Origin of the sequence: Cupriavidus sp. HMR-1 (genome assembly GCF_000319775.1) — a bacterium.
Lineage (GTDB): Bacteria > Pseudomonadota > Gammaproteobacteria > Burkholderiales > Burkholderiaceae > Cupriavidus > Cupriavidus metallidurans.
Genome location: NZ_ANKP01000233.1, coordinates 17758 through 41555 on the forward strand (window position 1 = coordinate 17758; position 23798 = coordinate 41555).

Consider the following 23798-nt stretch of genomic DNA (forward strand, 5'->3'; position numbering starts at 1 on the left):
CTCCCTCTACTTGTCGTTCGTAGTGTTCGTAGTTCTAGTCTGGATGGGCTATGCCGCTTGTACCTGGTAATGCTGCCGCGGGAAGTGCACGTTGACAGCGCCCGCGCGCGGGTCTTGCCTACGGAGCGTGACCACATCGGCGGTAAGCGTCATGAGCACCCCGGCCACCGGGTCCTTCGCGTAGTCGGTTGGCGTGACGGTCACCGCATCACCGGCGGCGAATCCGCTGTCTGGCTGGATCGTCGTGTCATGCGCCAACGGATCATGGTGAAGTGCATCGGCCAGCGCATCCTCGGCCGGTATCACGCGCACCTTGCCGTGTCCGTGGGCCTGCATGCGCGCATACCACTCCTTGACCAGCGGATAGGCATCGAGGATCGCGGCCAGCGCCGTGGCGCGGCGGATGAACCAGATGTTGTGGTACAGCGAGAAATCTGCCACTGACAGCGTCGGGCCAGCCACATGGAGCACGCCGGCCGCGAACTGTTCCTGCAGGCGTCCGAAGGTCTCGTGCAGCATCGCGCCGGCTTCAGGCAGGGGCATCCGTAGCGCATTGGTATCGCCACGCATGGCCTTGCGATCAGCAACGAACGCCTGGATCTGGTCCTGCGTCAGATGCGCGAGCATGGCCTGCACGCCAGCAGGCTGCATGGTGTAGGTGACCGATGCCGTGAACAACGCGCTGTCGAACCAGGCAGCCATGACGCGGGACGCCGCCGCCTGGTCGGACGGATACAGCGGCGGCATCGGCGCCATCCGGTCCAGTACCTCACAGATCAGCGCCGTATCGCAATAGATGTCGGCGCCGATCTGCATGACCGGCGTGCGCCGGTACCCGCCGGTCAGCGCGACCAGATCTGGCTTTGGCAGGATCGGCGGAATCTCCACTGCGCACCAGGACAGATCCTTCGCGCCGAGCAGCAGGCGGATCTTTTCCGAGAAAGGCGACGTGGCGAACTGATGAAGAATGATGTCGGGCATCCGCGCCTCCCGTTGGAATCAGTCGAGCAGGTCCGGCTGCTCCTTCACGATGCGCGCGTAGAGCGGCTGGAACTGGAACCACCCAGCCTGCGACGTACCCACGATCGAGTACGCCTGACGGGCGGCGGCGTCGCTGATCGCCTTCGGCACGTCACCGGTACGCGCAGCCGCGGCCTCCGCCAGCAACTGCACCTGGCACGACCGCTCCATCGTGATGAACCACCACGCGGCTTCGTCGACGGTCTTGCCAACGGTCAAAAGGCCGTGGTTTTGGAGGATCGCTGCCTTGTTGTCGCCCAGCGCGTTGGCAATACGCTGACCTTCGTCGAGTTCCACCACCACACCACCGAAATCGTCATACAGCGCATGGTCGTTGTAGAAGGCGCAGACGTCCTGAGTCAGCGGATCGAGCTTGCGCCCGAGCGTCGACCACGCACGGCCAAAGGTACTGTGCGAGTGCGCGGCGGCCACGGCATCCGAGCGGGTCTGGTGCACGCGCGAGTGGATCGCGAATGCGGCGGCGTTGACCGGATAGTCGCCCTCCACCACGTTACCGTGGTGGTCGCAGCGGATCAGGTTCGACACCTTGACCTGGCTGAAATGCACGCCGAACGGATTGACCCAAAAGGTATCGCCAAACTCAGGATCGCGCGCGGTGATATGGCCGGCCACGCCTTCGTCGAAACCGAACTTGGAGAACAACCGGAATGCTGCCGCCAGCCGCTGCTTGCGATGCAGGCGCTCCTCGGCCGGCGTGGCGAACTGGGGCGGGCGCGGCAGGTTGCGATAACGGGCCTTGACCTCTTCCGAGAGACCGGCGCCGATCTCATCCTTGGCTTGCGGGGCATTCATGGTTGTCTCCTGTGCTTTCTTTGTCTATTTGTCTATTTGCGGGGGTGTACTGCGTCGAAGGCGGCCTTATGCCAGCTTCACGAGCTGCTTGCCGAAGTTCTTGCCCTTGAGCAGCCCGATGAATGCCTCGGGTGCGCTGGCCAGACCTTCCGCAATGCTCTCGCGGAACTTGATCTTGCCCTGCGCGACGTGGGTACCCAGTTCCCGCAGTGCCTGCGGCCAGAGTTCCATATGCTCGGACACGATAAAGCCCTCGATCTTCGCGCGCGCCACCAGAATCGCGCGCGGATTGCGAATCGGCATGTCCTGGCCGTCGTAGCCAGCGATCAGACCGCAAACCGCGATGCGCGCGAACGGGTTCAGGCGGGCCAGCACGACGTCGAGGATGTCTCCACCGACGTTCTCGAAGTAGCCGTCGATACCCTTCGGCGTGACCGCCTTGACCATCGCGTACAGTTCCTTCGCGTCCTTGGCAGCCTTGTAGTCCACGCAGGCATCGAAGCCAAGCTCATTGACCACGTAGTCGCACTTTTCCTTGCCGCCGGCCACGCCTACCACGTAGCAGCCGGCCAGCTTGGCAAGCTGCCCCACCACGCTACCCACCGCGCCAGACGCGGCGCTGACGACAACCGTCTCGCCGGCCTTCGGCGCGATGATCTTGTTCAGGCCATACCAGGCCGTCACGCCCGGCATCCCCACCGAACCCAGATAGGCGGACAGCGGAATGTGCGTGGTGTCGACCTTCTGCATCATGCTGCCGTCGCTCACGCCAAGCTCCTGCCAGCCGAACATGCCGATGACCTTGTCACCGACGTTCCACTTGGGATTCTTGCTGGCGATGACTTCGCCGACGGTACCGCCAATCATCACTTCATTGAGCGGCTGCGGATCGGCATACGACTTGCTATCGCTCATGCGCCCGCGCATGTACGGATCGAGCGACAGGAAATGATTGCGCACCAGCACCTGGCCGTCGGCCAGTTCGGGGACCGGCAATTCCTCGATGCGGAAATTGTCGGGGGTGACCGCTGCTTCCGGGCGCGAAGCCAGGACGATGCGCTTGTACGTTTGCTTCGACATGATCGGTTCCTTCGCTCGTTTGAGGTTAGAGAGGTATTGCGCTGGCGCGACGGGATCAGCCGTCCGCGCCCGAATCGGCCGCGCCGGATTCCCGCTTGGGTGGCACGCGCTTGATGTACTTGAACGTCCCGGATGCCTTGGCGACGATCTTGCCTTCCGCGTCGACAATCTCGCCCTCGCAGAACACCATGGTCGAGGTGCGATGCACGGCCAGGCCGCGCGCGAACACCTTGCCGCGCCCGGGGGCCATGAAGCTCGTCTTCATTTCGATCGTGACCACGCCACGGCCTTCGGCATCCAACGAACGTCCGGCGATGGCCATGGCCACGTCGAGCAGGGTCATGGTCACACCACCGTGGGCCATGTCCCAGCTGTTCTGGTGGCGCTTCTGCAGGTCGAGTTCGATCTCGCTGCGGCCGTTCTCCATGAAATTGCAGAGCACGCCGAGATCAGCGAGGAATGGGATGGTGAGTTGGCGTTGCGTCATATCCTTGGGGGCAGTGAAAAACAGATTGCGCAATTATGCTCTTTGTCTGCTTCCCTTTCCCGCGTGCTAGAAAGGGAAGCTGCCGCGCGTGATCAGACTGCGCTGACGCCCCCATCTACCGCCAGGATCTGGCCGGTGATGTGCTTGCCGGCATCCGAGGCAAACAGCAGTGCCGCGCCCTTCAGATCGTCGTCATCGCCCAGACGATGCAGCGGAACGCCTTCGCACATTTTGTCCACGCCCATGCGGTCCAGCGACCCCTGCGTCATCTTCGACGGGAAGAAGCCCGGAGCCAGCGCGTTGACGGTGATGTTGTGCTCGCCCCACTCGCCCGCCAGCGTGCGCGTGAAGTTGACCACGGCGCCCTTCGACGTGTTGTAGGCAATGGTCTCCATCGAACCCGGCGGGTTCCCGGCCAGGCCCGCGATCGACGCGACGTTGATGATCCGGCCACTGCGACGCGGAATCATTGACAGCTTGCCAATCCGCTGCGTCAGCAGGAACAGGCCACGGATGTTCAGGTTCATCACCTTGTCCCAGGCCTCGACCGGATGATCCTCGGCCGGCGCGCCCCAGGTGGCCCCCGCGTTGTTGACGAGGATATCGACGTGTCCGAGCTTCGCCAGCGCCTCGTCGGCCAGCCGGGCAATTTCGGCATCGCGCGAGCCATCTGCGGCGATCCATTCCGCCGCAATACCACGCGACTTCAGGTGTTCCTGCGCGGCCTGCAGTTCATCGGCCTTGCGGGCCGACAGCACCACGCGGGCGCCCTGTTCACCAAGTGCTTCGGCAATCTGCAGCCCCAGGCCGCGCGATCCGCCAGTAATCAGCGCTGTACGGCCCTTGAGGTCGAACAATTGCTGGATGGTCCTCATGTTGTCTCCCGTTTATCCTTCTTCGCCGCTACACAAATGAAGCGAAGCGGCACTGGCTAGACGCCAGAATCGTCTTTTAGTGGCTTGCGTTCAGAACCAGGCGTCCTGCATGTCGAGCGTCGTACGATCGAGCGATGCAAGCAGGTCGAGTTGCGGGTACACCTTCGGCAACTCGAAGTTGAAGAAGAACGCCGCCGCTGCCAGCTTGCCACGATAGAAATCGGCATCCTCGCCCTTGGCGTTCGACAGCGCGGCCTGCACTACCAGCACCTGCTCAAGCCAGATCCACGCCATGACTACATGGCCGAATGCCTCCAGATATACCGACGCGTTGGCCAGCGTGACATTCGAATCTCCGGCCGCCCACAGCGTGCGCGTGACCTCGGCCAGGCGCGCGGTGGCAGCGCCAAGCGCGCGGGCCTGCTCGCCCAGCGTCTTGTCACCCGTGGCCTGCGCCCGCTGGCAAGTGTCCTGCACGCGCTTGCCGAGCAACTGGAACGCGGCGCCGTCCTGCATCACCACCTTGCGGCCCAGCAGGTCCAGACCCTGGATACCGTGCGTGCCTTCGTGAATCGGATTGAGGCGGTTGTCGCGATAGAACTGCTCGACGTTGTACTCACGTGTGTAGCCGTAGCCACCATGCACCTGGATGGCCAGGCTATTGGCTTCCAGGCACCACTGCGACGGCCAGCTCTTGGCGATCGGCGTGAGGATATCCAGCAGCAGCGACAGCTCGCGTTGCCGCTCGGCCTCGCCGGCCGCCTTGGCCGCGTGCTCGTCGTCGACCAGCCGCGCGCAGTACAGGTTCAGCGCCAGACCGCCTTCGACGTAGCTCTTTTGCGCCAGCAACATCCGACGGACGTCGGCATGTTCGATCAGCTTGACCTGCGGGCTCGCCGGATCCTTGCCCTGCGGGCCCACCGGGCGGCCCTGCGGACGATTGCGCGCGTAGTCCAGCGCGTGGAGGTAACCGGTATAGCCAAGTGCCACCGCGCCGAGGCCGACGCCAATGCGCGCCTCGTTCATCATGTGGAACATGCAGGCCAGGCCCTTGTGCGCTTCGCCGACCAGATAACCGATCGCACCCGCCTTGCCATTCGGGCGGTACTTCATGCCCTCGCCGAAGTTCAGCAGACAGTTGGTGGTGCCACGGTAGCCCATCTTGTGGTTCAGGCCAGCCAGCACGACGTCGTTGTGCTCGCCCAGCGAGCCATCCTCGTTGACGAGGTACTTCGGCACGATGAACAGCGAGATGCCCTTCACACCGGGGATCAGCTTGCCATCCGGGCCGGGGATCTTGGCCAGCACGAGGTGGACGATATTGTCCGAGAGCTCATGCTCGCCCGCCGAGATCCACATCTTGTTGCCGCGCAGCCGATACTGCTGGCCCAACGGCGACTCGCCTTCGTAGTCGGCGCGGGTGGTGATGTCCGAGAGCGACGAGCCCGCCTGCGGTTCCGACAGGCACATCGTGCCAAAGAAGCGACCTTCCAGTTCGGGACGCACGAACGTATCGATCTGTGCCGGCGTGCCGTGCGTGAGCAGCAGGTTCGAGTTACCGATCGTCAGGAACGGGTACGAACTCGTGCCAACGTTGGCGGCCTTGAAGTAGGCGAACGCGGCTTTCTCCAGCGTGACGGGCAACTGCATGCCGCCGTACTCATAGTCCTGGCCGGCGGCCATCAGGCCCGCTTCGCAGAAGGCCTTCAGCGCGGTCTTGACTTCGGGGATGATCGTGACCGTCTCGCCATCGAAATGCGGCTCCTGGGCATCGCTTTTCTTGTTGTGCGGGGCGAACAGATCGGTGGCGATTTTCTCGCACGTATCCAGCGCGGCGTCGAACGTCTCACGCGAGTGATCGGAAAATCGGGGAATCTGTGTCAGTTCCTCGGCCTTGAGCCATTCGTACAGAACGAAGTTGAGGTCACGACGGGAAAGAATCAGCGACATGGAATAGGAAGCTCCGGGCTGAAACGAAAGGCGGCTTGGCCTTCAGTATGCGGTGAGGGAAAAGCGCCCCTCTCCCGCCAAGCGGCAGAGGGGTTGGGGGAGCAGGCGCTGCGGCGCGGCTTGCGACAGATTGCCGCCTGAACCGGAAAGCTCGCTCCCCCGCCCCTCTCCCATTGCATGAGAGAGGGGGAACACAGTGTGTGCCCGAGATGCCTTACAGCACTTCGAACAGGCCGGCGGCACCCTGACCGCCGCCGATGCACATCGTCACCACGACGTACTTGACGCCACGGCGCTTGCCTTCGATCAGCGCATGGCCGACCAGACGCGCGCCCGACACACCGTACGGGTGACCCACGGCGATCGCGCCGCCGTTGACGTTCAGGCGATCCATCGGGATGCCCAGCTTGTCGGCGCAGTACAGCACCTGCACGGCGAACGCTTCGTTCAGTTCCCACAGACCGATGTCGTCAACCTTCAGGCCAGCCTTCTTCAGCAGCTTCGGCACCGCGAACACCGGGCCGATACCCATCTCGTCAGGCTCGCAACCCGCCACGGCAAAACCGCGGAAGACGCCCAGCGGCTGCAGACCCTTGGCGGCGGCCACGCGTGCGTTCATCACGACGGCTGCCGAGGCGCCATCCGAGAACTGCGAGGCATTGCCGGCGGTGATCACGCCACCCGGCATGGCCGTGCGGATCTTCGACACGGCTTCCAGCGTGGTGTCGGCACGGATACCTTCGTCGGCGTCGATCGTGACTTCCTTCGTCATCAGCTGGCCGGTGGCCTTGTCGGCCACGCCTGCCAGCACCGTCATCGGCACGATTTCGTCCTTGAACTTGCCGGCTTCCAGGGCAGCGGCGGCACGCAGTTGGCTCTGCACGCCGTACTCGTCCTGGCGATCCTTGCCGATGTTGTAGCGCTTGGCCACGTTCTCGGCGGTCTGCAGCATGCTCCAGTAGATTTCCGGCTTGTTCTTGTTCAGCCAGCTTTCCTGAATCATGTGGCGGTTCATGTCCTGCTGAACGCACGAGATCGACTCCACGCCGCCAGCGACGAAGATGTCGCCCTCATCGGCGATCACACGCTGCGCGGCCATGGCGATGGTCTGCAGGCCGGACGAGCAGAAACGGTTCACGGTGGCACCCGGCACGGTCACCGGGCAACCAGCGCGCAGGGCGATCTGGCGCGCGATGTTGGCGCCGGTGGCGCCTTCGGGGTTGGCACAACCCATCAGCACGTCTTCCACTTCACCGGCTTCGATCTTCGCGCGGGCGATGGCGTGCTGAACGGCATGACCGCCCAGGGTCGCGCCGTGGGTCATGTTGAAAGCGCCCTTCCAGCTCTTGGCCAGCCCGGTGCGGGCGGTGGATACGATGACTGCCTCGTTCATGTGTTGCTCCTCGGTATCTTGGTGTCTCTTGCAAACTTGCGAGAAATATTCGGTGTATTCGGCTTTCGTTGCGTGACGCTTCAGGACTCAGGGAGCCAGGGATTGTGCATACCGGCACCAGACCGCAGTGCGTCGGTAGTCGTGCGACGAACACCGGCCGCAGCCAGTTCTCGCCATGCCTGGTCGAGCGATCCGTTCAGATCGATCGCGCGGCAGGCATCTTCCACGACCACCGCCTCGAAGCCCGCTGCACGCGCGTCGAGCGCGGTCCAGGCCACGCAGTAATCCGTTGCCAACCCGACGCAGACCACCCGGCGAACGCCCTGCTCGCGCAGATAGCCAGCCAGTCCGGTCTTCGTCGTGCGGTCCGCCTCCATGAGCGCGCTGTAGCTGTCCACGTTGGCGTGGTGACCCTTGCGGATCACCATCCGCGCGTGCGGGATGCGCAGGTCCGCATGTAGCGCGGCGCCAGGCGTGCCCTGCACGCAGTGATCGGGCCACAGCACTTGCTCGCCATACGGCAACATCATGGTCTGGAACGGCGCGGTACCGACATGGCTCGTGGCGAAGGACACATGACCGGCGGGATGCCAGTCCTGCGTCAGCACCACGTGCTCGAATGCCGGCGCCAACCCGGTGATGACCGGCACGACTTCATCGCCGCGCGGCACGGCCAGCGCGCCCCCCGGCATGAAGTCGTTCTGCACGTCGATCACCAGCAGGCAATCCTGCGCGCCGTAGGCCATGATTCGCGTTATCCCTTTGCGTTCACGCGGTCGCGATCAGCCGTTGAAGCCCTTGCCCTCGTCTGCCAGCTTCTGCAGCAGCGGTGCCACCACCCACGCTTCGCCGTGGTAACCCTTGGCATAGCGCTTCATGGACTGGGCCACGTTGTACAGGCCGACCTGGTCCGCGTACAGCATCGGGCCACCACGGAACAGCGGGAAGCCGTAGCCGGTCAGGTAGACCATGTCGATGTCCGACGCCTTCGAGGCAATGCCTTCCTCCAGGATCTTGGCGCCTTCGTTCACCAGTGCAAACACCAGACGTTCAACGATTTCCTCGTCCGAGATCTTGCGGCGCGTGATGCCGAGCTCCTTCGAGTGCTCGACGATCATGTCGTTGACCTGCTTGTTCGGGTACGGCTTGCGATCACCAGCCTTGTAGTCGTACCAGCCTGCGCCGGTCTTCTGACCGAAGCGGCCCATCTCGCAGAGCTTGTCGGCGGTCTTCGAGTACTGGATGTCCGGCTTGTCCACGGCGCGGCGCTTGCGGATCGCCCAGCCGATGTCGTTGCCAGCCAGATCGCCCATGCGGAACGGGCCCATCGCGAAACCGAACTTCTCGATGGCCTTGTCCACTTGCTCGGGCAGCGCGCCTTCGTCCAGCAGGTAGCCGGCCTGGCGGCTGTACTGCTCGATCATGCGATTGCCGATGAAGCCGTCGCAGACGCCCGATACCACGGCCGTCTTCTTGATCTTCTTGCCGATCTGCATGACGGTGGCCAGCACGTCCTTGCCGGTCTTCTCGCCGCGCACCACTTCCAGCAGCTTCATCACGTTGGCCGGGCTGAAGAAGTGCATGCCGACCACGTCCTGCGGACGACGCGTGAACGAGGCAATCTTGTTGACGTCCAGCGTGGAGGTATTGGAGGCCAGGATCGCGCCGTCCTTCATCACTTCGTCCAGCTTCTTGAAGACGGTTTCCTTGACGCCCATTTCTTCGAACACGGCCTCGATCACGAGGTCGGCGTTCTTGATGTCGTCATAGGACATCGTGGTGGTCAGCAGGCCCATGCGCTGCTCAACCTTCTCCTGCGTCAGCTTGCCCTTCTTGGCGCTGTTCTCGTAGTTGCGGCGGATCGTGGCCACGCCGCGCTCCAGCGCTTCCTGCTTCATTTCCAGCATCGTCACGGGGATGCCGGCGTTCAGGAAGTTCATCGTGATGCCGCCACCCATCGTGCCGGCGCCGATCACGGCAACGCGCTCGATCTTGCGTACCGGGGTACCTTCGGGCACATCGGGGATCTTGCTGGCGGCGCGCTCGCCAAAGAACGCGTGACGCAGCGCGCGCGATTCCGGCGTGCCGACGAGGTACATGAAGCCATCACGCTCGTCCTTCAGGCCAGCCTCGAACGGCTTCAGCGAAGCCGCCACGGCATCCACGCACTTCAGCGGGGCCGGGAAATTCTTGGCCACGGCAGCCACGGTATTGCGGGCGAAGGCCAGGAAGCCTTCGGCGTTCTCGTGGCGCACCTTCAGGTCGCGCACCTTCGGGTACGGTCCCGGCGCGGCAGCCACGCTCTGGGCGAACTTGACCGCGGCAGGCAGCACGTCGCCATCGACGATCTCGTCGAACAGCTTCGAACCGGCGAACTTCTCCGACGGAATCGCGGTGCCGGACACGATCATGTTCAGCGCGTGCTCCAGGCCGATCAGGCGCGGCAGGCGTTGCGTGCCACCAGCGCCCGGCAGCAGGCCGAGCTTGACTTCCGGCAGCGCGATCTGGGCGCCCTTGGCGGCCACGCGATAGTTGCAGCCCAGCGCCAGTTCCAGGCCGCCACCCATGGCGACCGAGTGAATTGCCGCCACGATCGGCTTGGTCGAGGCTTCCAGCGCGCGGATCACCGAGTGCAGCGTCGGCTCCTGCGTGGCCTTGGGCGTGTTGAACTCGCGGATGTCGGCGCCGCCCGAGAAAGCCTTGCCGGCGCCGGTAATGACCACTGCCTTGACGGCCGCGTCATCCAGCGCACGGGTCAAGCCTTCGACGATGCCAAGGCGGGTGCTATGACCGAGGCCGTTGACGGGGGGATTGTCGAGTGTGATGACGGCTACGCCGTCCTGAACCTGATACTGCGCTGTCATACGCGTTCCTTTGGTGTCTGGATATTGTCTCGGGATTCGAATTCTCGAATGAAGGGGTACTGCCAGGACCGCGGGTTGATCGTGTTATGCCCCGCAATCCCTTGCCACACAAGCCATCTGGCTCGAAAGCGGATCAAGCATACACAAAATAGCACGGTCGTTCAATTTCATTTTTCGACCGCGCAAACCGCGTTATGCGCGGCCTTCATGCCGGCTTTATCCGGCGTTCATGGTGATCCTGCGCGCGGCCCAAATCCCTCAGGGGGAACCCGTAGAGACGCCCCATTCCTATGCCTGCCACGCCACTTCCGAGACGATTTCGACACCCTGCACTACTTTATTTGATACACGCCTCGAATCCATCGAAAAAGGCACGGTAGACTCGCGCCTTTCGTTTTTCCGGGGTGATGCGGCCGGTCCACAAGACCTAGTCCAACCAGGCCCCTCCGACGATCCAGCGACCCTGATGTCCCATCCACACCCTCATCAACACCCGGTCGTCGAGCACGACGACCTGCACCGCAAGCTCAAGGCGCGCCACCTGACGATGATCGCCCTGGGTGGCGCCATCGGCACCGGATTGTTTGTCGCCTCGGGCGCGTCCATCGCACAGTCCGGCCCCGGCGGCGCACTGCTGGCGTACTGCCTGATCGGCCTGATGGTGTACTGCCTGATGACCAGCCTTGGCGAGCTCGCGGTGCACATGCCCGTGGCAGGATCATTCGTGACCTACAGCGCCCTCTACGTCGACGAGGGCTTTGGCTTCGCTCTTGGCTGGAACTACTGGTTCAGCCTGGCCGTGACAATTGCCGTCGAACTGACCGCCGCCCAGTTGGTCATGCAGTATTGGTTCCCGGAGGTACCGGGCATCTACTGGAGCGCGGGCTTTCTGGCGCTGATGTTCGCCCTCAATGCGTTCTCGGTGAAGGGCTTCGGTGAGGCCGAGTACTGGTTCGCCATGATCAAGGTTGTAACCGTCGTGGTTTTCCTATGCGTGGGCGTGCTGATGATCCTCGGCATCCTCAAGGGTGGACCACAATCGGGCTGGCACAACTTCACGACCGGCGAAGCGCCATTCGTCGGTGGCCTCCCCGGGCTCTTCGCGGTGGCGATGATCGCCGGCTTCTCATTTCAGGGAACCGAGACGGTCGGCGTGGCGGCCGGCGAAGCCGCTGACCCCGGACGCACGATTCCGCGCGCGATCCGACAGACGTTCTGGCGCATCCTGCTGTTCTACGTCGTCGCCATCCTGATCATTGGCGTGCTGATTCCGTACACCGACCCGAACTTGCTCCGCAATGACGTGACCGACGTTGGCGTCAGCCCGTTTGCACTTGTCTTCCAGCACGCCGGCCTGGCTTTCGCCGCGGCGCTGATGAACGCCGTGGTGCTGACCGCACTGCTCTCGGCGGGGACATCGAGCATGTATGTTTCGACTCGGATTCTCTATGGCCTGGCGGTCAGCCAGCGCGCCCCGAGGGCACTGGCCAAGCTCACCCGGAACGGCGTGCCATTCAACGCGCTACTGGTGACCACGGGCATCGGCGCGCTGTGCTTCTTCAGTTCGCTGTTCGGCGACAAGGCCGTGTACCTGTGGCTGCTCAACACCTCGGCAATGACCGGCTTCTTCGCGTGGCTCGGTATCGCCGTCAGCCACTATCGTTTCCGCAAGGGTCTGCTGTATCAGGGCTACAAGGTCAGCGATCTCGCCTACCGCTCTCCGCTCTATCCGTTCGGCCCGATCTTCGCTGGCGTCCTGTGTCTCGTCATCGTGGGCGGCCAGAACTATCAGGCATTCACTGACATCCCCGGCCGTTGGCAAGAGATCGTCTCGACCTACATTGGTGTGCCAGTCTTCCTGGCGCTCTGGCTCGGCTACCGAATCGTACGCGGCACGCGCATGATCGACTACGAAGACATGCCGTTTGAACTGGTAAAGAAGGACTGATCGCCGACGCTTGCTGGCGTCACGGCACCGAAAGCGCTAGCGCCCGCATTGCGGGCGCTTTTGCCTGGGGAACGAGATCACTCACTGGCTTCGCTTCAGCAGCTCATACATCGCTCCACCCATGGTTCCTACGGATACCAGTGTCAGGACGGTGAGAAAGCGATCCATGACCTTCGTGAAGAACACCTTGTCTTCATGCATCCTGCTGAGAAATCTAATCATAGTTACTCCTGTCGAGTTGGAAACTACAAGGGCAAGTGCGGCCTGACTAGGGCCACGTAGCCCACAAAATGGACACCCCCGCTCATGCATGTGAGCCAGATCCAGGAACGTGGGATCCTTTGTGCTTGCGAATGCGCGAGAACGTCACGCTGATGCGCATCCATGGTGGCAAACAGCACAAGCACGGATGCCGCGACGATCACCACCACGTGGATCACCATAACGAACCAGATGTACGGCCGAAGAGCATCCGATACACCGGGTACCTCGAGCGCGGTGGCCAGCAGGTGACAGGCGCTGGCGCTCATCGGAATCACGGCCCAAAGCAATTGACCCCCTTTGATGGCGTGCCAGACGATGCCCCGGCGGTGCGCGCGAAAGAAACTCGGGACGCGAGCCAAAGGCAGCAGTGCTAACGGTGCGCCCAACGGCAGCGCGACGTTGAACACAAACCAGCCAAATAGCTCGATGACCCCGTCCATATGAACCTTGAAGTGTGAGAATGGCGTGCCAGGCACGCAACCCGTACGCCGACGCGCGTCGACGACACGGGCAATCCTAGGCATCGTGGCAACGAGGGCCAAGTGCCAGAGTCTCAAAATGATGGCGGGGTGGATTGCGGTTGCGCAGGGTCAATCGCGCGGCGTCAGATCAGCTCGGGGGGACGAGAACGCCAGCGCAGTCTGACGCGCATGGCAAAGCGCCTTGCTCACCCGTGTGAGAAAGGCGCTTTGAATCTACAGCAGAGGATTGAACAACAGCCGGGGGCCGGCCATCGAGATGCGGCGCCGATATGTCTCTGGCCTGGGATCTGAATCCCGGCCCAGCACCTACACCTCCAGCCACTCCTTCCGTATCTGCGCATTCGCCTTCAGTTCAACGGGGGTCCCCTCGAAGACGATATGGCCGTGGCCCATCACATAGACGCGCTGTGAAATGTCGAGCGCGATCGCCAGCTTCTGCTCGATCAGCAGCACCGAGATACCGCGCTCCTTGAGCGTCTTCAGGAAATCTCCCACCAGCGTGACGATCATTGGCGCCAGACCCTCGGTGGGCTCGTCGATCAGGACCAGGTCCGGGTCGCCCATCAGCGTGCGGCATAGCGTCAGCATCTGCTGTTCGCCGCCCGACAGCACGCCGGCCGGCGTATTCTCCCGCTCCTTGAGCCTTGGGAACATCTGATACATGTCCGCGACGGACCAGCGTGGCTTGGCCTGGCGGGGATTACGCTTCTCGCCGAGGGTCAGGTTCTGCCGCACGGTCAGCGTCGGGAAGATGTCGCGATTCTCCGGCACGTAGCCGATCCCCGCATGCGCGATCTCGAACGTGCGGCGCCCGAGCATTTCCTCGCCCCGGAACTTGACCGAGCCCTCCGCCTTCACCATGCCGAGTATCGCCTTGGCCATGGTCGATCGCCCCACACCGTTGCGGCCGAGCAGTGCGACGATTTCGCCCTGGTCCACATGCGCATCCACGCCGTGGAGGATATGGCTCTTGCCGTAGTAGGCGTGCAACCCGGTGACTTCCAGCATCCGCGTGCTCATCCGTGCGCTCCCTCGGTGGCCGGTTCATCCAGCGTGGTACCCAGATAAGCCTCCTTGACCTTGCGATTGCTCCGAATCGCCTCGGGTGTATCGGTGGCGATGACCTCGCCATAGACCAGCACGGAGATCCTGTCGGCCAGGCCAAACACGACGCTCATGTCGTGCTCCACCATCACCAGCGTCTTGCCGACGGTAACCTTCCGGATCAGTTCCACGGCATGGTCAGACTCGGAGCGGCTCATGCCAGCCGTCGGCTCGTCGAGCAGGATGACCTCGGCCCCGCCGGCGATCGTGATGCCGATTTCCAGCGCGCGCTGCTCCGCATAGGTCAACAAGCCGGCCTGCGTATTGCGCCGATGCTCCATGCCGATCAGTTCGAGCACTTCCTCGGCCCGCTCGCGCGCGTCGCGCAGTTCGGACAGGCGGTGCCAGAACGAATACTTATAGCCGAGCGACCAGAGCACCGCGCAACGCAGGTTCTCGAACACGGACAGCCGATGAAAGATGTTCGTGATCTGGAAGCTGCGCGAGAGCCCCATCCGGTTGATCTCGAACGGCCGCAGTCCGGCGATGCTTTGCCCGTTCAGCTTCACGCTGCCCGACGTCGGCGCGAATCGACCGGAGATCAGGTTGAACGTGGTGGACTTGCCCGCCCCGTTCGGCCCGATCAGCGCGTGGCGCTCACCTTTGCCAATGGAAAGGGTGACGCCCCGGATAATCTCGGTCTGGCCGAATCGCTTGCGGACGTCGGAAAGCTCAAGTGCGGGCGTCATCATGCGTGTCCCCCGGTTTGCGTCTGAATCGCATCGAGCTGCGCGCGAACCTGCCCCGCCGCCCAGCGCCACGCCGCATACCCCAGCGCCCACAGCGCCGCAGCAACAATCCATGGCGCGAACGTGCCGGCATCGAAGTTGATGCCCACCAGCGACATTTCCGTGCCATTGGCGCTATCGACCTGCACCTTGTACACCATCTCGACCGTCAGGATCAGCGCTGCCAGCAGCACCGCACCGGCCACTGCAGCCCGCCCGTAGTACGGCAGCATCCGGCCGAACTGCTTCTTTGCCACCAGCGGCATCTGCATCATTAGCAGGCTGGCGATGCCGCCTGGCACGAACATCACCATCATCACGAAGAACAGGCCAAGGTAGAGCAGCCATGCCTTGGTCAGATCGGACAGAGCCACGGCGAACAGCGTGAACACGATGGCGCCAATCACCGGGCCAAAGAACACTCCCGCCCCGCCGATAAACGCCGCAAGCAGCACGCCGCCCGAGCGCACGGCGCTGACGTTCTCCGCCGAGACAATCTCGAAGTTGATCGCTGACAGCGCGCCTGCGATGCCGGCGAAGAACGCGGACAGGATCAGCACCAGATAGCGCACCCGTTGCGTGTTGTAGCCGATGAACTCCACACGCTCGGGGTTATCGCGCACGGCGTTGGCGATACGTCCCAGCGGCGTATGGGTCCACGCATACATCGCCACCATCGACAGCAGGCACCATGCGGCGATCAGGTAATAGACCTGACGGCCGTGGCCATACGTGATGCCGAGGAACGGCTCGCCGACCACCCGGTTGGTCGAGATGCCGCCCTCGCCACCGAAGAAGTCCGGGAACATCAGCGAACTGGCAAAGACCATCTCGCCAATCCCCATCGTGATCATGGCAAACGTGGTACCCGACTTCTTCGTCGTCACGTAGCCGAAGATCACGCCGAAGAACGCCCCGGCCAGCCCACCCACCAGCGGCAGCATCGACACCGGCAGCCAGACCTTGCCCGCGCCGATCATGTTCAGCACGTGCACCGCGATAAACGCGCCAAGCCCGGAATACACGGCGTGCCCGAACGACAACATGCCCGTCTGCCCAAGCAGCATGTTGTACGAGAGCGCGAAGATGATCATGATGCCCATCTGCGACAGCAGTGTCACCGCGAAGCCGCCGCTGAAGATCAATGGCATCACCAGCATCAGCACCACGGTCACGCCCCAGATCAGCCAGCGCAACAGGTTCATCGGGCGGTAGCGCATGGTCCGCCCCGTGACCACCGGATCGGAGGATTGTTGCATCGTCGTCGACTCCATCGCTCAGCTCTCCCGGGTACCCATTAGCCCGCGCGGGCGGAAGATCAGCATCACCACCATCAGCACGTAAGGCAGCACCGGCGCCACCTGGGCGACCGTGAGTCTCCAGAGCGAACTGAGCGGCGTGGCATCGGTGACTGTCATGCCAAGGCTGCCGAGCAGCCCCGCCATCGAGGCGTCGATCGTCACGGCGAAGGTCTGCAGCACCCCGATCAGGAGCGAAGCGATGAAAGCCCCCACGAGTGACCCCATGCCGCCAACCACGGCCACGACAAACACGATCGACCCGACCGCGGCTGCCATCGACGGCTCGGTCACGAACGCATTGCCGCCGATGACCCCAGCCAGGCCGGCCAGCGCGGCACCGCCGCCGAAGACCATCATGAAGACACGCGGCACGTTGTGACCAAGGGCCTCGACCATCTCGGGATGGGTCAGCGCCGCCTGGATCACCAGGCCGATGCGGGTACGTGTGAGCACCAGGTAGATCGCCACCAGCATCCCCAGTGACACGAGCATCATGAACGCACGGTACTTCGGGAACGACGAAGTGAAGACGGTGAAGAGCGGGCCATCCAGTACCTCGGGAATCCGGTACGGCACGGCGGCCAGGCCCCAGACAAGCTTGACCCCTTCCTCAATCAGATAGGCCAGCCCGAAGGTGAACAGCAGTTCGGCGACGTGGCCGAACTTATGAACGGTACGCAGGCCGAAGCGCTCCACCAGTGCCCCAGCACCAGCCACCAGCAACGGCGCAAAGATCAGCGCGGGCCAGAAGCCAACCTTGGTGGCAATGGTGTAGGCAAAGTACGCGCCCAGCATGTAGAAACTTGCATGCGCGAAGTTCAGCACACCCATCATGCTGAAGATCAGCGTCAGCCCCGATGACAGCATGAACAGCAACAGCCCATAGCTGACACCGTTCAACAGCGAGATGACAAAAAATTCCACGGCAACTCCTCGGCACCGGAGCATGGCCCGACAAAATCCGCATTGTCCAGGGTTCCCGCGCGAACGGGAACCCTGATCTGCCCTTCCTTCTCTTTGTCTTCCCGACTTAGTTCGGCCGCTTCATCTGGCAGGAAGTCGGCTGCGCGGCCACGAACTGGTCAAGCTGCGCGTTGGTCTTCCAGCCATAGCCGGTGTTTTCCTGGTCAAACTTGATGTCCTTGCCGTTGACCTTGGTCCAGGTGGCCACCACCAGCGGCTGCTGGGCCTGATGGTCGGTGTTACGCATTTCCACCGTCCCATTCATGCTCTCGACCTTCGCGCCCTCCATCGCCTTGGCCACCTTGACCGGGTCCGTGGAACCAGTGTCCTTCATGGCCTTGGCAAGGAAGGCAATGCCCGAGTAAGCCGCCATCACATAGAAGTCGTCGTTGTACTTCTTCTTGAAGCCTTCGACGATGTCGCCACCCTTGAAGGTGGGATTGTTCGGGTTGTAGTAGCCGACGTACTTGACGTGCTCGGCGCCGGAGGCACCCATCGCCGTCGGCACCCCGGTGGTGGCCGCGTAGTACGTGTAGTAATTGACCGGCAGGCCGGCATCCTTGCCCGCCTTGATCAGCAGCGCGAGGTCGCTACCCCAGTTGCCGGTGATCACTGTATCGGCACCAGACGCCTTGATCTTGGCCGCATACGGCGCGAAGTCCTTGACCTGCGCCAGCGGGTGCAGATCCTCGCCGACGATCTGGATGTCAGGACGCTTGCGCTTCAGGTATTCCTTTGCCGCGCGCGCCACCTGGTGGCCGAACGAGTAGTTCTGGTTGATCAGGTAGACCTTCTTGACGTTCGGGTCCTTGGCCAGGTACGTCGTCAGCGCCTCCATCTTCATGTCGGAGTTCGCGTCGAGCCGGAAATGCCAGTAATTGCACTTGCTGTTGGTCATGTCCGGGTCCACCGCGGCGTAGTTCAGGTAGACGATTTCCTTGCCCGGATTGCGCTCGTTGTGCTTGGCCACCGCATCTTCCAGCGCCAGACCCACGGCCGAGCCGTTGCCCTGGACGATATAGCGGATGTTCTGGTCCACGGCCTGCTTGAGGATGGTCAGGCTTTCCTGCGGCGACAGCTTGTTGTCAAACCCCACCACCTCGAACTTGTGCGCGCCCGCCCAGTTCTTCTGGTTGGCCACGTCGGCCACGTACTGCCAGCTCTTGAGCTGGTTCTGGCCCACGGGGGCCATCAAACCCGAAAGCGGATCGATAAACGCGATCTTCACCGTATCGGCTGCAGCCACTCCCGATACCAGCGCGGAACCCAGTGCCACAACTGCCGCCACCCCGGTTACCAGCGGACGCAACTTGGTCATACCTGTCTCCTTCACTTGTTGTCATTGGCGATGAGTGGCCGGCCACACCCTCCTCGCGTGGCCGGTCACCGGCGCGCGGACCCCTTTCCCTGAGCCCGCGCAAATGCCTGCTGCTACCTGATCAGATGAATATCCCGCTGCGGTCGACCTCGATCGGCCTCAGGCGGTGGGCAGCTTGTAGTCTTTGAGCTGCTCCCGCAGCTTGAGCTTCTGCATCTTGCCGGTAGCCGTGAGCGGAATCTCGCTGACGAACAGCACATCGTCGGGAATCCACCATTTGGCGACCTTGCCCTCGAAGAACCCGAGCAGTTCCTCGCGCGTGATCTCCATGTTCGGGCGCTTGACCACCACCAGCAGCGGTCGCTCGTCCCATTTCGGGTGATACGCGGAGATGCAGGCGGCCATGTGCACGGCCGGGTGCGCGGCAGCGACGTTCTCGACATCGATCGACGAGATCCATTCGCCGCCAGACTTGATCACGTCCTTGCTGCGGTCCGTGATCTGCATGTAGCCCTCTTCGTCGATCGTGGCCACGTCCCCGGTGGGGAACCAGCCATCCACGAGCGGGCTGTTGTCGTTGCGGAAGTAATGGTCGATGACCCACGGGCCGCGCACGTAGAGGTCGCCGAAGGCCTTGCCGTCCCACGGCAGTTCCTTGCCGTCACCGTCGACGATCTTCATGTCGACGCCATAGATCACGCGGCCCTGCTTCTCCACGATCTTGTGACGCGCCTCCTCAGGCAGGTCCAAATGGCGCGCCAGCAGCTTGCAAGACGTGCCCAGCGGCGACATCTCGGTCATGCCCCATGCGTGGATGACTTCCACGTCCAGCGCCTCGAGCGCGCGGATCATTGCGGGCGGCGCAGCCGATCCGCCAATCACGGTGCGGCGGAACGTCGAGAACTGCAGCTTGTTCGCCTGGACGTATTGCAGCAGGCCCAGCCAGACCGTCGGCACGCCGGCGGAGAAGGTCACGCCCTCCTGCTCGAACAGTTCGAACAGCGAAGCACCGTCAAGCTTCGGCCCGGGCAACACCAGCTTCGCGCCGACCAGCGGCACCGAGTACGGCAGGCCCCAGGCGTTGACGTGGAACATCGGCACGACCGGCAAAATCACGTCGCGCGCCGAGCATCCGAGCGCATCGGGCAGTGCCGAGGCGTACGAGTGCAACACCGTCGAGCGATGCGAGTACAGCGCGCCCTTCGGGTTGCCCGTGGTACCGGACGTGTAGCAAAGGCTGGACGCCTGGTTCTCGTCGAACTGCGGCCACTCGTAGTTGCCGTCCTGGGCGTCGATCAGGTCTTCGTAGCAGATCAGGTCGACCTTCGACTCGGCCGGCATGTGGGCGCGGTCGGACATCATCACCCAGCCCTTCACGTTCGGGCAATGCGGCGCCACGCCCTCTACCAGCGGCAGGAACGTGCTGTCGAAGAACACGTACTGGTCGTCGGCATGATTGACGATGTAGGCGATCTGTTCCGGGAACAGGCGCGGGTTGATCGTATGACAGACAGCGCCCATGCCGGACACGCCGTAGTAAATCTCGAGGTGGCGATAGCCGTTCCAGGCCAGCGTGCCAACGCGTTCGCCCTGCTGCACGCCCAGCGCGCCGAGCGCCTGTGCCAGCTTGCGCGCGCGCAGTTCGCAATCGCGGTAGGTGTAGCGATGCAGGTCGCCTTCGGTTCGTCGCGAGACGATTTCGGTGCTGCCGTAGTAGCGCGCAGCGTGCCGGATGATGGAGGAAATGAGCAACGGTGCGCTCATCATTTGTCCCATCAAAGCCATGAAACTGTCTCCAGTCTTGAATGATCTGTCTGAAAAACGAACAATCGTGCTAATTTTTGGCCGATTGCTCCCATACTCCGCGAAAACAGAAACCGGTGACACTTATGTGTGAAGGATCGCGCGAGCGCCGCGCTCGATGGCAGCGCTCCGGCCCCTGTCATGCATAGGATTGATGTCCGCTATTTGCATCGCTATTTGCGTGGTCTGCGATACAGCGGAGACCCTTGGGCTACAGGGGGAAACCGGTGCAAGTACAATACTGCGAGGCCAGATGTGTCTCAATATGTCGTTTTCCCCTAGCACCATGCATTCGATGCATGTGCACTCATACTGGGCATTCGGCAGCGCCATCATTGAGCGGTCTGACCGATGCGGAGCCATGCCATTTTTGGCTGCCCCTGATGCCCAACGAACCCACTGACGTCTTGCCCCCGACCTCCTTCAACGTACCCTTTGGCACGCGCCCCGGCATTGCCGCGCTCGGCGAGCGCTTCTTCACGCGACTCACCCCGACGCCACTGCCTTCGCCCTACCTTGTCAGTGTCGCGCCAGCCGCTGCGGCGCTGCTGGGCTGGAACGAGACGGACCTGCAGGATGCGGTCAAGGACCCGGCCTTCATCGACAGCTTTGTCGGCAACGCGGTACCGGACTGGGCGGACCCGCTGGCCACCGTTTACTCCGGCCACCAGTTCGGCGTCTGGGCCGGGCAGCTTGGCGATGGCCGCGCGATCCGGCTGGCCGAAGCGCAAACGCCGGGCGGCCCGTGGGAGATCCAACTGAAGGGGGGGGGACTCACCCCCTACTCTCGTATGGCAGACGGCCGCGCGGTCCTGCGTTCCTCGATTCGCGAATACCTGTGCTCCGAGGCCATGTATGCGCTGGGCGTGCCGACCACTCGGGCGTTGTCGATCATCGGCTCCGACGCGCCGGTACGTCGCGAAACCATCGAGACCTCTGCTGTGGTGACGCGGCTGGCACCAAGCTTTATCCGTTTCGGGCATTTCGAGCACTTTGCCGCGCGTGAAGACCATGCATCGCTCCGTCAACTGGCCGATTTCGTCATCGACAACTTCTACCCAGCCTGCCGGGACGCCGCGAATCCGTACCAGGCCCTGCTGCGCGAAGTGTCCCTGCTAACGGCCGACATGGTCGCCCACTGGCAAGCAGTGGGCTTCTGCCACGGGGTGATGAACACCGACAACATGTCGATCCTGGGCCTGACGATCGACTACGGCCCATTTGGATTCCTCGACGCATTCGACGCCAATCACATCTGCAACCACTCAGACCAGCAGGGCCGCTACGCCTACAGCCAGCAACCACAGATCGCCTTCTGGAACCTGCACTGCCTGGCACAGGCGCTGCTGCCGCTCTGGCGCGACACCAACGCGGCAGACCCCGAGGTCGAGAAGGCAGCCGCGGTGGAAGCCGCGCGTGAGGCGCTCGACCCGTTCCGTGACCGCTACGCGGAGGCATTCTTCCGTCACTATCGCGCCAAGCTTGGCCTGCGCAGCGAACAGGAGCAAGACGAGACGCTGATGACCAATCTGTTCCGTGTACTTCACGAAAATCGCGTGGACTACACATTGTTCTGGCGCAATCTTTCGCGCGTTTCTTCGCTGGATAACTCGCACGACGCACCGGTACGCGACCTGTTCCTCGATCGCGCGGCCTGGGATGCGTGGGCAGCTGAGTACCGCGCGAGGCTCCAGAGCGAGCAGTCGGACGATGCGGCACGCACGACCGGCATGCTGGCCACGAATCCGAAGTACGTCCTGCGCAACCATATGGCCGAGACGGCAATCCGCGCCGCGCGCGACAAGGATTTCTCCGAAGTGGATCGCCTGCTGGCCGTCTTGTCGAAGCCATTTGACGAACAGCCCGAAGCCGAGCCCTATGCAAAGCTGCCGCCCGACTGGGCCTCCGGCCTTGAAGTCAGTTGCTCGTCGTAACCCAGACCAAACGCCCCCAAGAATGCCGCACTACCAGGAAGCACGATCATGACCACGACCAAGACCGACGCCGAATGGCGCTCCCAGCTGTCGGACATCGAGTACCGCGTCACGCGCGAGGCCGCCACCGAACGCCCGTTCACCGGCCAGTACTGGGACCACTGGAATCAGGGCATCTACCATTGTGTGGGCTGCGGCACGCCGCTGTTCGAGTCGGCCACCAAATTCGACGCCGGCTGCGGCTGGCCGAGCTATTTCCGTCCGATCAACGGCGAAGTGATCGCCGAGCACACCGACCACAGCCACGGCATGACGCGGGTGGAAGTCCGCTGCAAGGAATGCGGCAGCCATCTGGGCCACGTCTTCGAAGACGGCCCCGCTCCCACCGGACTTCGGTATTGCATCAACTCGGCTGCGCTAAAATTCGATGATCGCGATCCGGAAGATCGTGGGTGACGACACCCGCACTCCGGTCGCATGACCGATCTGCCCGGCGGCGGATCGCCCGCGGGCCAGCCTGATCGCCGACCCGCCAACCTTATCGCATCCGCATGAAATTTCTTTTCGACCTGTTCCCGGTCATCCTTTTCTTCGTCGCCTTCAAGCTGTTCGGCATCTATCCCGCGACGGCCGTGGCGATCGGCGCGACGGTGGTCCAGATTGCCTGGGTTCACTTCCGTCACGGCAAGGCCGAGCCCATGCAATGGGTCAGCCTGGCGATCATCGCCGTATTCGGTGGCGCCACGATCCTGCTGCACAACGAAACCTTCATCAAGTGGAAGCCGACGGTGCTCTATTGGCTGTTCGCGGTCACCCTGATCGGCTCGGTCATCGGATGGCGCAAGAACCTGATCCGCGCCATGATGGAAAAGCAGGTGACGCTGCCCGAACCGATGTGGGGCCGCCTCAACGTCGCCTGGGCGGGCTTTTTCGCGGTAATGGGCGTGCTCAACCTGTATGTGGCGTACCAGTTTTCGACCGACACCTGGGTCAACTTCAAGCTGTTCGGCAGCATGGGCCTGATGCTGGTGTTCATCGTGGCGCAGAGCATCTGGCTGTCGCGCCATATCCAGGAAACCCCGTCCGAATAAGCCACCGCGCCGCGGACTCATCGATACAGAACAGAACAGAACAGAACAGAAGGAAATCCGCATGGCAGCTGATCCCGCCACCATCGAAGCACTGCTCCAGGCAGCGCTTGATCCCACCCGCCTGACCGTGCGCGACGACAGCGCCGCCCATGCCGGCCATGCAGGCGCTGCCTCTGGCGGCGGGCACTATGACGTGCTCATCGTCAGCGAGCGGTTCGGGGGTCACTCTCGCGTAGCCCGGCACCGTATGGTGTATGATGCGCTGCGCGAACTGTTCCCCTCGCAAATCCACGCGTTGGCTGTCAACGCGTACACCGACCAAGAATATCAATCACGCGAAGCAACCCGCGACGCTACTCGCAACTCTCAGACCTGACCCC

The 23798-nt window shown here is 62.9% G+C and carries 22 protein-coding genes; 5 read left to right on the forward strand and 17 right to left on the reverse strand.

Annotated elements, in window-relative coordinates; genetic code table 11:
* Positions 1 to 48: 48 nt before the first annotated feature.
* The 9 genes from D769_RS23615 to D769_RS23655 form a co-directional block, all read right to left on the reverse strand.
* On the reverse strand, positions 49 to 981 hold the full coding sequence (locus D769_RS23615; RefSeq protein WP_008650225.1) for a glutathione S-transferase family protein: 933 nt from the start codon (positions 979 to 981) through the stop codon (positions 49 to 51).
* Between the two features lie 18 nt (positions 982 to 999).
* The gene (locus D769_RS23620) at positions 1000 to 1833 is read right to left on the reverse strand and encodes a class II aldolase/adducin family protein (protein ID WP_008650227.1); all 834 of its coding nucleotides are present in this window, start codon (positions 1831 to 1833) and stop codon (positions 1000 to 1002) included.
* A gap of 66 nt (positions 1834 to 1899) precedes the next feature.
* Positions 1900 to 2913, reverse strand: coding sequence for an NADP-dependent oxidoreductase (locus D769_RS23625; RefSeq protein ID WP_008650229.1), 1014 nt, complete (start codon positions 2911 to 2913; stop codon positions 1900 to 1902).
* 55 nt (positions 2914 to 2968) lie between these two features.
* Positions 2969 to 3400, reverse strand: coding sequence for a PaaI family thioesterase (locus D769_RS23630; protein ID WP_024569840.1), 432 nt, complete (start codon positions 3398 to 3400; stop codon positions 2969 to 2971).
* 92 nt (positions 3401 to 3492) lie between these two features.
* On the reverse strand, positions 3493 to 4275 hold the full coding sequence (locus D769_RS23635; protein ID WP_008650231.1) for an SDR family oxidoreductase: 783 nt from the start codon (positions 4273 to 4275) through the stop codon (positions 3493 to 3495).
* A gap of 90 nt (positions 4276 to 4365) precedes the next feature.
* On the reverse strand, positions 4366 to 6225 hold the full coding sequence (locus D769_RS23640; protein WP_008650232.1) for an acyl-CoA dehydrogenase: 1860 nt from the start codon (positions 6223 to 6225) through the stop codon (positions 4366 to 4368).
* A 214-nt stretch (positions 6226 to 6439) separates the two neighbouring features.
* Positions 6440 to 7618 (reverse strand): acetyl-CoA C-acyltransferase, encoded by a 1179-nt coding sequence (locus D769_RS23645; protein ID WP_008650233.1) that lies wholly within the window; start codon positions 7616 to 7618, stop codon positions 6440 to 6442.
* Positions 7619 to 7698: 80 nt separating this feature from the next.
* The gene (pncA, locus tag D769_RS23650; RefSeq protein WP_008650234.1) at positions 7699 to 8364 is read right to left on the reverse strand and encodes a bifunctional nicotinamidase/pyrazinamidase; all 666 of its coding nucleotides are present in this window, start codon (positions 8362 to 8364) and stop codon (positions 7699 to 7701) included.
* Between the two features lie 36 nt (positions 8365 to 8400).
* Positions 8401 to 10482, reverse strand: a complete 2082-nt coding sequence (locus D769_RS23655; protein ID WP_008650235.1) for a 3-hydroxyacyl-CoA dehydrogenase NAD-binding domain-containing protein — start codon at positions 10480 to 10482, stop codon at positions 8401 to 8403.
* Between the two features lie 466 nt (positions 10483 to 10948).
* Here D769_RS23655 and D769_RS23660 point away from each other — a divergent pair, with 466 nt between their 5' ends.
* On the forward strand, positions 10949 to 12430 hold the full coding sequence (locus D769_RS23660; protein ID WP_008650236.1) for an amino acid permease: 1482 nt from the start codon (positions 10949 to 10951) through the stop codon (positions 12428 to 12430).
* Positions 12431 to 12511: 81 nt separating this feature from the next.
* Here D769_RS23660 and D769_RS32445 read toward each other — a convergent pair whose 3' ends face one another.
* From D769_RS32445 to D769_RS23695, 8 genes are all read right to left on the reverse strand, one after another.
* Positions 12512 to 12652, reverse strand: coding sequence for a hypothetical protein (locus tag D769_RS32445; RefSeq protein ID WP_008650237.1), 141 nt, complete (start codon positions 12650 to 12652; stop codon positions 12512 to 12514).
* A 23-nt stretch (positions 12653 to 12675) separates the two neighbouring features.
* Entirely contained in the window at positions 12676 to 13134 is a 459-nt protein-coding gene (locus tag D769_RS23665) for a hypothetical protein (RefSeq protein ID WP_040011217.1), read from the reverse strand.
* A gap of 348 nt (positions 13135 to 13482) precedes the next feature.
* Positions 13483 to 14196, reverse strand: coding sequence for an ABC transporter ATP-binding protein (locus D769_RS23670; RefSeq protein ID WP_011516585.1), 714 nt, complete (start codon positions 14194 to 14196; stop codon positions 13483 to 13485).
* Positions 14193 to 14969 (reverse strand): ABC transporter ATP-binding protein, encoded by a 777-nt coding sequence (locus D769_RS23675; RefSeq protein ID WP_008650242.1) that lies wholly within the window; start codon positions 14967 to 14969, stop codon positions 14193 to 14195. The genes D769_RS23670 and D769_RS23675 overlap by 4 nt, the downstream gene beginning before the upstream one ends.
* Positions 14969 to 16282 (reverse strand): branched-chain amino acid ABC transporter permease, encoded by a 1314-nt coding sequence (locus D769_RS23680; protein ID WP_008650243.1) that lies wholly within the window; start codon positions 16280 to 16282, stop codon positions 14969 to 14971. Before D769_RS23680 ends, D769_RS23675 begins: the two co-directional genes overlap by 1 nt.
* A 3-nt stretch (positions 16283 to 16285) precedes the next feature.
* The gene (locus tag D769_RS23685; RefSeq protein WP_008650244.1) at positions 16286 to 17233 is read right to left on the reverse strand and encodes a branched-chain amino acid ABC transporter permease; all 948 of its coding nucleotides are present in this window, start codon (positions 17231 to 17233) and stop codon (positions 16286 to 16288) included.
* 106 nt (positions 17234 to 17339) lie between these two features.
* Entirely contained in the window at positions 17340 to 18590 is a 1251-nt protein-coding gene (locus D769_RS23690) for a branched-chain amino acid ABC transporter substrate-binding protein (RefSeq protein WP_008650245.1), read from the reverse strand.
* A 159-nt stretch (positions 18591 to 18749) separates the two neighbouring features.
* Positions 18750 to 20375, reverse strand: a complete 1626-nt coding sequence (locus D769_RS23695; protein WP_040011215.1) for a 3-(methylthio)propionyl-CoA ligase — start codon at positions 20373 to 20375, stop codon at positions 18750 to 18752.
* Positions 20376 to 20776: 401 nt separating this feature from the next.
* Between D769_RS23695 and D769_RS23700 the strand changes: the two genes are divergently transcribed.
* The 4 genes from D769_RS23700 to D769_RS23715 all read left to right on the forward strand — a co-directional run bounded on the left by D769_RS23700 (position 20777) and on the right by D769_RS23715 (position 23794).
* Positions 20777 to 22327, forward strand: a complete 1551-nt coding sequence (locus D769_RS23700) for a protein adenylyltransferase SelO (RefSeq protein WP_008650247.1) — start codon at positions 20777 to 20779, stop codon at positions 22325 to 22327.
* A 48-nt stretch (positions 22328 to 22375) separates the two neighbouring features.
* Positions 22376 to 22783, forward strand: a complete 408-nt coding sequence (gene msrB, locus D769_RS23705) for a peptide-methionine (R)-S-oxide reductase MsrB (RefSeq protein ID WP_008650248.1) — start codon at positions 22376 to 22378, stop codon at positions 22781 to 22783.
* 95 nt (positions 22784 to 22878) lie between these two features.
* Complete coding sequence (locus tag D769_RS23710) at positions 22879 to 23418, forward strand: septation protein A (RefSeq protein ID WP_008650249.1); 540 nt, start codon at positions 22879 to 22881, stop codon at positions 23416 to 23418.
* A gap of 61 nt (positions 23419 to 23479) precedes the next feature.
* A complete protein-coding gene (locus tag D769_RS23715) occupies positions 23480 to 23794 on the forward strand; it encodes a BolA family transcriptional regulator (protein ID WP_008650250.1) in 315 nt (104 codons plus the stop codon).
* The last annotated feature ends 4 nt before the right edge of the window (positions 23795 to 23798 follow it).